Here is a 12,250-nt window from a genome sequence, read left to right as displayed (position 1 = left end):
ATGCATATATTGATTGGACTGATTACCGCCATCGGCGGCCTGGTCTGGGCGCTGTACCGCCTGCAGAATGCGGGCGTCGACCTCAATTCCTTCAACCCCTTCTACTGGTTGCGCAGAAGAAACTGGCAAAAGCAGCTGGGCACCAAGCCGCTGCACCGCCTGGACAGACCGATGGATGCCGCCGCGGTGCTGCTGGTGGCCATCGCGAAGGCCGAGGGGGAAATCTCCCGCGAACAGAAAGCGCAGATCACCGATATCTTTTCCAGCGAGTTTAATCTCACGGAGCCCCAGGCCGCCGAACTTTTCGCCTCCTCCGCGTATATGCTGCGGGAAGTGCTGGATATAGAGGCGGAAATCAAACATATACTGGAACCGACCAAGGATACTTTCACTGCTGAGCAGTGTGATTCGCTGCTGAAAATGCTGGCCCGGGTTGCGGAGCTGGAGGGAAATGTGGGCGAGGTGCAGCAGCGGATTATCGACGCTGTTGGCGGCGAGTTGGAGCGAAGGGCGGAAACGTCCGGCAAGTGGTGAGGGCGGCCGTGGCCGGGCTGGTCTAGAACTTGTACACAGTCCCGCAATCCGCTAGATTGCCGCGCTTTCCCGCTTCGACTACGTAGAGAGAGCTGAAAAATGAGCAAGCCTTTTGTAGCCATTCTGATGGGTTCCGATTCCGACCTGCCGACCATGGAAGCCGCCTTCGGCGTGCTGGAGAAGTTCGGTATCGACTACGAGGTCAAGGTCTCCTCCGCCCACCGCACGCCCAAGGCCACCCACGACTATGTGACCGACGCTGACCAGCGCGGCTGCGCCGCCTTTATCTGTGCCGCGGGCATGGCCGCGCACTTGGCCGGTGCGGTGTCTGCCACCACCCTCAAGCCGGTGATCGGCGTGCCAATCAACGCCTCCCTGGACGGCCTGGACGCTCTGCTGTCTACCGTACAGATGCCCGGTGGCATCCCGGTGGCCACCGTGGCCATCGGCAAGGCCGGCGCCAAGAACGCCGCCTACCTGGCCGCGCAGATCATCGGCGTGGCGGACGCGGAGATGCACAAGAAGCTGGTGGACGAGCGCCGCGCCAACGCCGAGGCGATCATCGCCAAGGACGCCGAGCTGCAGAAAAGCCTGCAACAGCGGAAGGCCTGATTGGCTGTCTCGCCCCTCGCCGTACAGCGGGCCGCCCGCGCCCTGGCCGCGGGGGGCGTGATTGCGCACCCCACGGAATCCGTGTGGGGCCTGGCCTGCGACCCCTTCAACCCGCGGGCGGTGGAACGGCTGCTGCGGCTGAAAAACCGCCCGCTGGAGAAGGGCCTGATCCTGGTCTCCGGCGATGAGTCGGATTTCGCCGGGTTGCTGGAAAGCCTCAGCGGACCCCAGTTGCAGCGATTGCACGAAACCTGGCCCGGCCCGGTCACCTGGCTGGTGCCCCATTTCGGCCGCGTGCCCCCCTGGATCAGCGGCGCGCACCACTCGGTCGCGCTGCGCTGCACCGCCCATCCCTTTACCGCGGCATTAACGCGCGCCTTCGGCGGTGCTATCGTATCCACCTCGGCCAATCCCACCGGCTGCCAGCCCCCCAGGCACAAATACCAGGTGCTGCGCTATTTCGGCGATGCGCTGGACTTTGTCGGTGGCGGCGCCACCGGCGGCCGGCAGTCCCCCAGCGAAATTCGCGATCTGATCAGTGGCAGCGTGTTGCGCCCGGGGTCCCCCCAGTAAAAAAGAAGTCTCCCACCATGAGTGAACCGGACATCCAGGCCGTCAAATCCTATCTGCTCGACCTGCAGGACCGTATCTGCGATGCGCTCGCCATCGAAGACGGCGACCGCTTCCGCGAGGACAGCTGGGACAGGCCCGGCGGAGGCGGCGGTCGCACCCGGGTGCTGGAAGAGGGCGCGGTGATCGAGAAAGGCGGGGTGAATTTCTCCCATGTGTACGGCGACGGCCTGCCGCCCTCGGCCACCGCCAGCCGCCCGGAGCTGGCCGGGCGCTCCTTCGAGGCCATGGGCGTCTCCCTGGTTATCCACCCGCGCAATCCCTACGTGCCCACCAGCCATGCCAACGTGCGCCTGTTCGTTGCGCAGAAACCCGGCGCCGAGCCGGTGTGGTGGTTCGGCGGTGGCTACGATCTCACTCCCTATTACGGCTTTGAAGAGGACGTGGTGCATTGGCACCGCACCGCGAAGGAGGCCTGTGCGCCCTTTGGCGAGGATATCCACCCGCGCTTCAAGCAGTGGTGCGACGACTACTTCTATCTCAAACATCGCCAAGAAGCCCGCGGTGTGGGCGGGCTCTTTTTCGACGACTTCAACCAGGGCGGTTTCGACAACGCCTTCGCGCTTATGCGCGCGGTGGGCGACAGCTATCTGGACGCCTACCTGCCTATAATGCAAAAACGTAAGGACACCGACTACGGCGAGCGCGAGCGGGATTTCCAACTGTACCGCCGCGGTCGCTATGTGGAGTTCAACCTGGTGTATGACCGCGGCACCCTGTTCGGGCTGCAGAGCGGCGGGCGCACTGAATCCATCCTGATGTCGCTGCCGCCGCTGGTGCGCTGGCGCTACGACTGGCGGCCGGAACCGGGCTCCGCGGAAGAGAAGCTGTACACGGATTTCCTGCCCGCGCGGGATTGGGTCTGACGAGGAGGCTGTTTTGCACAAGGCACGGCTGGAAGAAATCAACAAACTGTTCCTGCAGTACCGCCGCCATTTTGAAATCGGCGATGCGGACCAGATCGCGGACTTCTATCGTTTTCCGCTGCACTATTACCGCGAGGATGGCAGCAAGCAGACAGTGGCGCGGAGCGAATTCATACCGCAGGTGGACAAGCTGCTGCACACCTACCGCCGCCTGCAGGTGAGCCAGATTGTCGGCACCGTGACCGATGTGATCGAACTGAACGGCAACAGCAGCCTGGCGACCCTCAACTGGATACTGCTGCGCCCGGAGGGTGACAAGAGCGCGGAACTCTACACTGCCACCACCCGCTACCTGGTGAGCGAAACCGAAGACGGGCTGAAAATAGACAGTATGATCCTGGTAGACGAGGCCACGAAAATCCGCGGCGCAGTGCGCGCGCGCAAAAAGGCGGCTCCATGACAGATCACTATGCGGTTGTCGGCAACCCCATCGCCCACTCGCTGTCACCGCGCATACACCGGGCTTTCGCCGCGCAAACCGGCGAGGATATCGCCTACGAAAAGCAGCTGGTGGAAAAGGACGGTTTCGCGGAGTTCGCGCGGAATTTTTTTGCCGCCGGCGGGCGCGGGCTGAATATCACCGTGCCCTTCAAGCTGGATGCCTGCGAATTTGCCGACCAGCTCACCGAACGCGCCCGCGCCGCCGGCGCGGTGAACACCCTGGCGAAACAGGAAGACGGCAGCGTGCTCGGCGACAACACCGACGGTGCCGGCTTGGTGGTGGATATCCTGCACAACCTGCGCTGGCCGATTCGGGACAAAAAAGTGTTGCTGGTTGGCGCCGGTGGCGCTGCCCGCGGGGCCCTGCTGCCACTGCTCGGCGAAGAACCCGCGCTGGTGCATATCGCCAACCGCACCATGCAGAAAGCCGAACAGTTGGTCGCGGAGTTCGCCGGTCACGGCTCTCAGAATGGCCGCGGCGCTCAAAATAGCCGCAGCGCCCTGAGCGCCGGCGGCCTGGAGGTTTTTCCCGGCGGCTTCGATCTGGTGATCAACGCCAGTTCCGCCAGCCTGGGCGGCGAACTGCCGCCGCTGCCCCCGGAGATTATCGGTCCCGGATGCAAAGCCTACGATATGGTCTACGGTGCCGAGCCCACGCCGTTTATGCGCTGGGCCCGCGACTGCGGCGCCGAGGTGGCGGACGGCCTGGGCATGCTGGTGGGCCAGGCCGCGGAATCCTTCGCGCTCTGGCGTGGAGTGATGCCGCAGGTGGCGCCGGTGCTGGAAGCATTGCGGAAAGAATTACAAAACCAATAAAGAGGTAGATCGTGCGCGAATTTCTGCGGAATCTCTCTTTCAGTTTTACCGCCGGTGCCCTCGGCGGCCTGTGTTACCTGCTGGCCCTATGGTTGATGGGGCGCTACGGGTTCATGCATTGGGTGGGGGTGGATCTGGGCTACGGCCTCAGTCGTTATTTCATTTACCACTATGTTATTTGGGGTGGCATCTGCGGCCTGATCTTCCTGCTGCCCTGGCGAAGATCCTGGGTATCACGGGGTTTTTTCCTGTCCCTGGTGCCTGCCGGGATTCTGTTGCTACTGCTGATGCCCATGCAGGGCAATGGCCTCTTCGCCCTCTACCGCGGCGCCCTGGCGCCGTTGGTGGTTGTGCTCGCCTGCGCCGCCGGCGGCATCGCCGCCTCCGGTCTGTTGCGCGCGCAGGGAAAGTAGAGCAGCGTCTAAATCCAATACTGTTAAGTTAGGGAGAACCTCCCTGTAGGAGCCTGCTTGCAGGCGAATGGCTACGGAGCTCCGCACTTGTTGGCTTGCAAGCAGGCTTCTAAATGACATAACTCAACAATATTGCACCTACACTTCGCGGGTCTTCCACCCGCCGCGCGAGAAGAGCCACAGAGTAAACAACCCCACTGAAGTCTCGGTGACAAATACGCCCCAGAAGACCCCCGAGTGCTGCCAGTCCAGAGGCACCGCCAGGTACCAACACAACGGAATCTGGATCAGCCAGAAGAACACCAGGTTGATTTTGGTGGGGGTGGCGGTGTCGCCGGCGCCGTTGAACGCCTGCATCGAGACCATCCACCAGCCGTACACGAAATAGGAGTAGGAGAGAATCCGCAACCACTCCCCGCCGATGGCGATCACCGCCGGGTCCGCGGTGAACAGCTCCATCAGCTCCCGGGGATACACGAAATAAACCACGGATACACCGAGTAGGAAACCCATATTGTACAGGCCGATCAGCCACACGGAGGATTCCGCGCGGCTCGGCTGTCCGGCGCCCAGGTTCTGGCCCACCAGCGTGGCGGCGGCATTGGACAGGCCCCATGCAGGCATCAGGGTGAACATCATGATACGCACGGCGATGGTAGCGCCGGCCACCGCCTCGCTGCCCGCATCGGCGAGAATGCGCATTAGGAAAATCCAGGAGGTCATGGCCACGATCATCTGACCGATGCCGCCCAGGGAGGTGCGCACGATATTGAGTGCCACTTTCGTATCCCACACCAGCTGCGAGCCCAGCACGCGAATATGCTTGCCGCCGCGGAAGAGTATCCACAGTTGCATCAATACGCCCACCCCGCGCCCGATATTGGTGGCGATGGCCGCGCCCTCCACGCCCAGGGCGGGAATGGGTCCCAGGCCGAAAATCAGAATCGGATCGAGCAGTATATTGATGCCGTTGGCGATCCACAGCACACGCATGGCAATCGCCGCGTCCCCGGCCCCGCGGTAGACAGCGTTGATCACGAACAGCAGCACAATCACCGCGTTGCCGCCCAGCATCCACTGGGTGTACCTGTAGCCCTGCTCCAGGCTCCAAGCGTCCGCGCCCATCAGTGCCAGCAGCTCCCGCGCATAGAAGATACCCGCGCAGGCGAAGGGCAGCGAAATCAATAGCGCGATATAAATCGCCTGCACCGCGGCGAGCCCCGCCTCGTGTTTTTTCTTCTCGCCCACACGGCGCGCCACTATGGCGGTGACCGCGGTGGCCATGCCGATGCCGATGGCGTAGAGCAGGAACAGGTAGGTTTCGGTGAGGCCGACGGTGGCAACCGCCGAGGCGCCGAGCTTGCCCACGAAGTAGATGTCCACCACCGCAAAAGTGGCTTCCATCACCAGTTCCAGCATCATCGGCACCGCAAGCAGGAATACCGCGCGGCGCATACCGATACGGGTGTAGTCCGCCTCAGTGCCGCGGACGGCGTCACCGAGTTCGCGCCACATGGAGCGCGCAGGCGCGGGGGTAAGGCTATCGGCGTTGAGTTCGGTCATGGTCGGGTATCCACTGTGTTGTCCGGTTGAAACTGCTGATAAGACCTCCGGGCGGATTCCCGAGGGAGTACGGGCTGGTCGATTCCGCCTGCGGTCGATCGACAGCCGGTGGGAGAATAAAACCTCGAGCAGCCTTCAGGTCAAGCCTGGGTGGCCATTCATCCATAGGTGGCTTCATATTACTGACTATATATACAGCCTTGGCTTAAATGTCACATATCACTAGCCGAATTCAGCAGCAGCTTCGTCTATCTACGGAGAATTCCCGCTAAGTCATTGACTTTTAAGGGGTTCCCAATATGATCAAAAGCACTTTCGTGGGAGAGATATAAAGCAGCGCTGCACTATCTGTTTGTTGAAAATCCCGCCAACCTGACTTAACTCTTTGATTTTTCACAAAAGTTCCGGTGGCGGCAACGCGAGAGATTTGTAGATAGTGAGCTGGTAGATATAAAGCAGCGTCTTTTGAATTAACTGTTCTGCTCTATTGAGGTCGAATTAGATGGAAGTTGCTGAAGAGGCTTTCACAATAGCAAAGAGAGTATTCGATGGAGAGCTATCTCAAACTGAAGGGGCTCTCCAACTGAACACGGAACATGGAGTCAATGTTAACTCCGCGAAAATCATGATAACCGTCTATGGAAAGTTGGTGAGAGGGCTAGAATTCAAACGTGCGCTGAGCGTGCCTCACATGAGTTATTTCTTGGCTCGTCTCATGAGCGAGGGAGGTACCAATGCTCTGGCTAACCCGGTCGAGGCATTGTGGAAACACATTACTTACTACGAAGCGAAGAATAACGTCACGCTTAAGTCTCTCCGTGATCTTCATTCATCTTACCTTGTTATCGAGAAAGGCATCTCCAGCCTAGAAAATTTGAATGAATCCTTCGATAAGGAAGTCGAAAAAGCGATAAATACGCCAAAGGATGAGCGCCAAAAGCGAATCTCTGAATCGAGTGTGCTACCAAGAACCAAGCCAGTACTCGTCCATGTATATGAGCGTAATCCGTTTGTGGTGGCAGAGGTGCTTGCCCGAGCAAATGGCGTATGTGAAAGATGCAAGGCCGACGCCCCTTTTAGAAAGAAAAAGGATGGAAGCCCATACTTGGAAGTTCATCACAAAACTAGGCTTGCTGACGGAGGCGAGGACACAATAGCTAATGCCGTTGCGCTGTGCCCAAACTGTCACCGAGATTTACACTTTGGCGAGCAGAACCAGGCGTTGCACCGGACAAGCCGGTGAACGCGGCGTTAAGTGCAATAAGAAATGAATACCGAAGAAATACTCATAAAGTTCGAAAAGCTTGAAAAACAGCAAAGTATTGTCCGATGGGTAAGTGCCGCTTCGGGTTTAGTAATAATTGGAATGGCGGTTTACCTGATCGGAGATCATGATCTTGGATATAGAGATAATTTTAGTTTAGGAAATGCAATCATGCCGATCGGAGGCGCTTTGCTGGGGTTTACAATTTTCAGTTGGTCTGGTAGTTCATCGCATAAACTTCTAAGACAGATTGTCCTAAACATTCGAGGTTCCGCTGGCCGCACTTAACCAGGCCAGGCTGACGGACGGTTTACGCAACGCGCTTCGCGCTAAAAGCGCTACAATCGTCGCAGCTGGCAACGTTAGAAAAAAAGTGTTGCTGCAACCGATTCATGATTTTGGAGTAAAAAAGCTCGTATGATACATAAACTACTAATATTACTGTTCTGTATTGTATTTTCCCATTTATCCATCGCTCAAACATGGGACGAGCTGGTATTCCAAGGTCGACAATTTCATGAGAATGGTGAATTGAACAAAGCAGTCGAATACCTCGCGCTTGCAGCCGACACAAAAGGGAAAAACAACGAAAATTTATATTTGTATGCCGGAATTCTCGCCGCCCGCCTTGGCAAGGCTAACGGATCCTTCGATTTGTTGCAAAAGGCGGTAGATGCTGGCATGTGGGACATTCCACGACTGGAACGAAACAACAGGCTAGCCGAACTCAGGGAAGACGAAAGATGGGACGCTCTCATCAAGAGAATTCGAAGAAAGGAAAGTGAATACGTTGAATCTACGGATATGTCCCATCCCGAGCTTAGGGTCGAATTGAAGTCTATGTGGGTAAAGGACCAGGATCTTGTCGGAACTGAAAAGCAAAAGAGCATCATAGACTCCAATTCTGAGCGTCTGAAAGATATTGTAAATGAATACGGCTGGCCCACCAAATCGATGGTTGGCGAGGACGGGTCTTGGTTCGCATGGGCGATCGCACAGCATTCCTTTGACGGCGAATTCCAACGTACTTGTTTGGATCTAATGAAGCCTCTTCTGTCGGTCCAGGAAATCAACTCAGAGCTTTATGCAGAACTTCATGATCGAATCTCTCGGAACGCCAATGAAGAACAAACCTATGGAATGGCAATAATTTGGATTGATGGTAAAAAAGTGTTCCATCCGATTTCTAATATAGAATCGGTCGACCAAAGGAGGCAATCCATTGGATTGCCCCCACTGAAGGTCTGGGCCAACGAGAACGGCGTTGCTTATGATTCGAACTAAACTTGCTAACAAGGCCAATCACGGCGACAGCTTTTCCGTTGCGGCTTCGCCTCCACTGCAAAGCTGCGCGTGTTGGCGGCGTTAGCCACACAAGGAGAGTAGTCCTATATGAAAATACGAGCAGCATTGGCAAGCGATGCTCAGAGTATCGCCGATATACATACCACGAGCTGGCGTGATACGTATAAAAATGCCTTAACTGCGCAATATCTTTCGGATGTCGTGCCTAAAGAACGAAATGAGGTGTGGACAAGTCGGCTTGATATGCCAAAGCCTAACCAGTATGTGGCCGTTGCTGAGCAGCATGAAGAGATCGTGGGGTTCGCGTGTGCTTATGCAGGCGAAAATTCCAAATGGGGCTCCTACTTGGACAATTTGCATGTGCGTAAAACCCATCAATCAAAGGGTATCGGAAAATCGCTTTTGATCGAGGTTTCCCGTTGGTGTCACCAACAGGAGCCAATCGGCGGTTTGTGCTTGTTGGTGAACCAAGATAATGTAAAAGCGCAAGAATTCTATAAATCGCTTGGAGCTCGTAACGCGCAAGAGGGTGTATGGAATGCGCCAGATGGTAATACTGTTCCAACCTACTGGTTTGTATGGGATAAAATCAACACCTTGGCAGAAAATGGCTAACCAAGCTAGCCAAGGGACAAACTTTCCGCTGGCACTCCAAGTTTGCCCTTGCGAGCGGCGTTATACGAGGAGAAGTAAGTGAAAATCATCACAATTAATGCATTATCTATCGTGATTCTGCTGGGCGGTTGTGCTGTTCCTTATGCAGAAAAAGGAACGAAAGGGTTTAAGGGCGGATATCAAGATAAGAAGCTTGGAGAGAACCACTTTGCAATAGAGGTGGAAGGGAATGGATTTACAGATTACGCCATGCTTGAAGGTTACTTCAACCGAAGAGCAACAGAGCTTTGCGAAGGACGTGAATATGAGCACTCTTGGGAAAGAACTACTACGCAACATAGCAATTATTATTTTTCTGGCGGCGTAGGAGTAAGCAATCATACATTTCCAGTGCTTGTTGGTGAGGTTAAGTGCAAGTAGTAGGCCCATATAACCAGGCCATGCTGACGAACAGCTTACGCAACGCGCTTCGCGCTAAAAACACTCCAGCTGTCGCAGATGGCAACGTTATACGGTTGGTGCAGTAAGTCCGATTTCGGCCAAAAGCGGTCGTTGTATGAGCAGCATCGCCCACTAATAAGCAAAAAACGCCGGGATTTCCCCGTCATACATTGGGGTCAATATTAGCATTATCACTCGCTGAAAAAGGAAATTACCAATGCCGTGTTTAAAACTTGACTTAGAAAACTGCTACGGCATTCGCAAGCTTGAGCACTCATTCGATCTTGGAAAACATGAGGGTAGAGGGGGCGCATTTTCTATATACGCTCCTAATGGGGTGATGAAGAGTTCGCTGGCTAGAACATTTAAGGACTATGCGGACGAAAGGGATAGTAAAGATCTGATTTTCCCATCTCGAGCAACAACTCGGGAAATTTACTGGGACGAAAAGGATCTCGACCCAAAGACAGTTTTTGTGATTAAACCCTATGTGGAAAGTTATGAATCTGAAACGGTATCGACACTGATTGCGAACCCCGCTCTTCAGGAAGAATATTCAACGTCAGTTAAAGCTCTTATAAAAACACGGAAAACCTTAACAGATGAACTGAAGAAGTTATCCGGAATTAGCAGTCGGACAGAGACGCCTGATCTAATATTGATGTCCGACCTAGGAGCGAGTGAAGGAGACTTTCCTGAAAAGATCCAGAATCTATTGGATGAGGAGATGGCTGTTGACCACTTAGACGGGGTTAAATATGCAGAGGTGTTTAATCCAAATACACTCAAAGTTCTTACGAAAAATGATTTTCAAGAATCATTGACAGAGTATGTCGATCTTTACAATAGACTCGTTGATGAATCCCCTATTCTATGTCGAACATTTAATCACCAAGGCGCTTCCTCTGTTTGCAAGGGACTCAATGATTCAGGATTTTATACCGCAGGGCACTCTGTCACCTTAGAAAATGGTGCTTCATCTAAAGTTATAACAACACATGAAGAGCTAGATAAAACCTTCCAGCAAGAGCACGAAAAGATACTTGCAGATAAAGATTTAAAAAAGCGCTTTGAAGCTGTGGATAAATCACTGGGAAATGTAGATACAAAGAGGCTGAGAGCGCTTGTTGAGGATAATAAAGAGCTGCTAGCAGATTTAAGTGATTTAGAAATACTTAGAAAAAAGCTCTGGTATTCATATCTTCGGTCATGCGGGGATGAGTTGAAGGAGTTTTTAAAATGCTCACAGAGCACGAAAGATGTACTTGAGCAGTTGATTGCTTCGGCAAAAGAGGAGGAAACTCAGTGGAAAAAAGTGATAGACATATTTAATCGCAGGTTTGATGTCCCCTTCAATGTTTCAATAGGCAATCAAGCTGAGGTAATTCTTAAAGGTGCTGAGCCAGTCAAGGTTTTTTCGTTTTCTGACCGTGAATCTTCAGACGAAGTGGATGAAAAGACCCTGCTTTCTGTTTTGAGCCAAGGTGAAAGGCGTGCGCTTTATATCCTGAACCTATTGTTTGAGATAGAAACAAGAAAGGCATCTAACGAAGAAACTCTTTTTATCGTCGATGATATTGCAGATTCATTCGACTACCGTAATAAATACGCTATCGTGGAGTACTTGCGAGATCTTTCACAGAGGGACGAATTCTATTTTTTATTTTTGACTCACAACTTTGATTTTCACCGGACTATTTCCAGTCGTCTTGGTTTGCAACGAAATAAACGACTGGTAGGCTCCAGAGGAGCAGAGACTATCGATTTGAGAGTCGAGAAATATCAAAAGGATGTATTTGCATACTGGCGGGATCATATGGGAAATAACGAGCGAATGTTTCTAGCCTGTATTCCCTTTGTGAGAAACCTAGCTGATTACAGCGGCCAAGATGCAGTCTTTGAATCACTTACAGAGGTTCTTCATATAAAATCAAACTCTAAGTCAAAGACATTTAGAGATGTGATCAGTGACTATGGCCATATTCTGCAGAATCTACCAGCCTTTGCCCACGATAACGATGTAATTGTATTGGATAAGATACAGGCAGTTTCAATAGATATAGTTTCAGTGGAAGCAGACCATATTGATTTAGAGGAAAAAATAATTCTCGCAATGGCTATTCGGCTGATGGCAGAGGAATATATGCTTAAGCGCTTAAACAACCCGGACTGGGAGGAGCCTTCATCCAATCAAACCCGTGTTCTGTTTGATGAGTTTGCGGGTAGCTTTGGGTCAGAAGAAGACGTAATAGCAACACTTGATCAAGTCAATCTGATGACTCCGGAGAATATCCATATTAATTCGTTCATGTTTGAGCCCATTCTCGATATGTCACCTGGGCACCTTTATAGACTATACAAAGACCTAAAAATACTGATTGATGCCCTTGAATAACAAATAGAATATATGGGTAAAAGTCCTTAAGCCTGAGGGAAAATCAAAATGTCCGCTATTGACCAAAATTGGATTTAGCGAAGTTGATGCAGGTAACGTATAACAAGCGCAAGCAGTCGGAAAAATTACTCGCTGCGCTCCCAATTTTCCGCTGTTGCGAGCGTTCAGGCTGTAGAAAAACTCGAGCACTTCTTGAAGTGGCAAATTTTTCGTGCGGAGAGTGCTCTGAAATGCTTTTCACCATGCAAAACAGGACCAGAATTCACGTAGGAACGCGATTTGCTGGGCAAAATAC

At 53.4% G+C, this 12,250-nt stretch carries 14 protein-coding genes; 13 read left to right on the top strand and 1 reads right to left on the bottom strand.

Annotation, left to right across the window (positions count from 1 at the left end; genetic code table 11):
- The 7 genes from PP263_RS15590 to PP263_RS15560 all read left to right on the top strand — a co-directional run bounded on the left by PP263_RS15590 (position 1) and on the right by PP263_RS15560 (position 4,372).
- Positions 1-534 carry a TerB family tellurite resistance protein gene (locus PP263_RS15590; RefSeq protein ID WP_308364583.1) on the top strand — a complete coding sequence of 178 codons (534 nt, stop codon included), beginning with the start codon at positions 1-3 and terminating at the stop codon, positions 532-534.
- Between the two features lie 99 nt (positions 535-633).
- A complete protein-coding gene (gene purE / locus PP263_RS15585; protein WP_308364582.1) occupies positions 634-1,146 on the top strand; it encodes a 5-(carboxyamino)imidazole ribonucleotide mutase in 513 nt (170 codons plus the stop codon).
- Positions 1,147-1,719, top strand: a complete 573-nt coding sequence (locus PP263_RS15580) for an L-threonylcarbamoyladenylate synthase (RefSeq protein ID WP_308364581.1) — start codon at positions 1,147-1,149, stop codon at positions 1,717-1,719.
- A 17-nt stretch (positions 1,720-1,736) separates the two neighbouring features.
- Positions 1,737-2,642, top strand: a complete 906-nt coding sequence (hemF, locus tag PP263_RS15575; protein ID WP_308364580.1) for an oxygen-dependent coproporphyrinogen oxidase — start codon at positions 1,737-1,739, stop codon at positions 2,640-2,642.
- Positions 2,643-2,655: 13 nt separating this feature from the next.
- A complete protein-coding gene (locus tag PP263_RS15570) occupies positions 2,656-3,102 on the top strand; it encodes a hypothetical protein (protein ID WP_308364579.1) in 447 nt (148 codons plus the stop codon).
- Positions 3,099-3,959 carry a shikimate dehydrogenase gene (gene aroE / locus PP263_RS15565; RefSeq protein WP_308364578.1) on the top strand — a complete coding sequence of 287 codons (861 nt, stop codon included), beginning with the start codon at positions 3,099-3,101 and terminating at the stop codon, positions 3,957-3,959. The genes PP263_RS15570 and aroE overlap by 4 nt, the downstream gene beginning before the upstream one ends.
- 11 nt (positions 3,960-3,970) lie before the next feature.
- Positions 3,971-4,372 (top strand): hypothetical protein, encoded by a 402-nt coding sequence (locus PP263_RS15560; protein ID WP_308364577.1) that lies wholly within the window; start codon positions 3,971-3,973, stop codon positions 4,370-4,372.
- Positions 4,373-4,510: 138 nt separating this feature from the next.
- Here the strand turns inward: PP263_RS15560 and PP263_RS15555 are convergent, their stop codons facing one another.
- The gene (locus PP263_RS15555) at positions 4,511-5,935 is read right to left on the bottom strand and encodes an MATE family efflux transporter (protein WP_308364576.1); all 1,425 of its coding nucleotides are present in this window, start codon (positions 5,933-5,935) and stop codon (positions 4,511-4,513) included.
- A gap of 502 nt (positions 5,936-6,437) precedes the next feature.
- On the opposite strand from PP263_RS15555, the gene PP263_RS15550 reads away from it, so the two are divergent.
- The 6 genes from PP263_RS15550 (at position 6,438) to PP263_RS15525 (ending at position 11,955) form a co-directional block, all read left to right on the top strand.
- On the top strand, positions 6,438-7,178 hold the full coding sequence (locus tag PP263_RS15550; RefSeq protein WP_308364574.1) for an HNH endonuclease: 741 nt from the start codon (positions 6,438-6,440) through the stop codon (positions 7,176-7,178).
- Between the two features lie 24 nt (positions 7,179-7,202).
- On the top strand, positions 7,203-7,487 hold the full coding sequence (locus PP263_RS15545; RefSeq protein ID WP_308364573.1) for a hypothetical protein: 285 nt from the start codon (positions 7,203-7,205) through the stop codon (positions 7,485-7,487).
- 129 nt (positions 7,488-7,616) lie between these two features.
- Complete coding sequence (locus PP263_RS15540; RefSeq protein WP_308364572.1) at positions 7,617-8,483, top strand: DUF6624 domain-containing protein; 867 nt, start codon at positions 7,617-7,619, stop codon at positions 8,481-8,483.
- A gap of 108 nt (positions 8,484-8,591) precedes the next feature.
- On the top strand, positions 8,592-9,119 hold the full coding sequence (locus PP263_RS15535) for a GNAT family N-acetyltransferase (protein WP_308364571.1): 528 nt from the start codon (positions 8,592-8,594) through the stop codon (positions 9,117-9,119).
- 78 nt (positions 9,120-9,197) lie between these two features.
- Complete coding sequence (locus PP263_RS15530; protein WP_308364570.1) at positions 9,198-9,539, top strand: hypothetical protein; 342 nt, start codon at positions 9,198-9,200, stop codon at positions 9,537-9,539.
- 238 nt (positions 9,540-9,777) lie between these two features.
- Positions 9,778-11,955 carry a hypothetical protein gene (locus PP263_RS15525; protein WP_308364569.1) on the top strand — a complete coding sequence of 726 codons (2,178 nt, stop codon included), beginning with the start codon at positions 9,778-9,780 and terminating at the stop codon, positions 11,953-11,955.
- Positions 11,956-12,250 lie beyond the last annotated feature (295 nt).

Source organism: Microbulbifer sp. TB1203, assembly GCF_030997045.1.
GTDB lineage: Bacteria > Pseudomonadota > Gammaproteobacteria > Pseudomonadales > Cellvibrionaceae > Microbulbifer.
The sequence above is the reverse complement of the archived record's forward strand: the minus strand, read 5'-3'. Positions and strand labels throughout refer to the sequence as shown.

Excerpts from the sequence above, each read along its gene's own strand:
- PP263_RS15590 (WP_308364583.1), top strand. The coding sequence starts at position 1 with ATGCATATATTGATTGGACTGATTACCGCCATCGGCGGCCTGGTCTGG.
- purE (WP_308364582.1), top strand. The coding sequence starts at position 634 with ATGAGCAAGCCTTTTGTAGCCATTCTGATGGGTTCCGATTCCGACCTG.
- hemF (WP_308364580.1), top strand. The coding sequence starts at position 1,737 with ATGAGTGAACCGGACATCCAGGCCGTCAAATCCTATCTGCTCGACCTG.
- aroE (WP_308364578.1), top strand. The coding sequence starts at position 3,099 with ATGACAGATCACTATGCGGTTGTCGGCAACCCCATCGCCCACTCGCTG.
- PP263_RS15555 (WP_308364576.1), bottom strand. The coding sequence starts at position 5,935 with ATGACCGAACTCAACGCCGATAGCCTTACCCCCGCGCCTGCGCGCTCC.
- PP263_RS15550 (WP_308364574.1), top strand. The coding sequence starts at position 6,438 with ATGGAAGTTGCTGAAGAGGCTTTCACAATAGCAAAGAGAGTATTCGAT.
- PP263_RS15545 (WP_308364573.1), top strand. The coding sequence starts at position 7,203 with ATGAATACCGAAGAAATACTCATAAAGTTCGAAAAGCTTGAAAAACAG.
- PP263_RS15540 (WP_308364572.1), top strand. The coding sequence starts at position 7,617 with ATGATACATAAACTACTAATATTACTGTTCTGTATTGTATTTTCCCAT.
- PP263_RS15535 (WP_308364571.1), top strand. The coding sequence starts at position 8,592 with ATGAAAATACGAGCAGCATTGGCAAGCGATGCTCAGAGTATCGCCGAT.
- PP263_RS15525 (WP_308364569.1), top strand. The coding sequence starts at position 9,778 with ATGCCGTGTTTAAAACTTGACTTAGAAAACTGCTACGGCATTCGCAAG.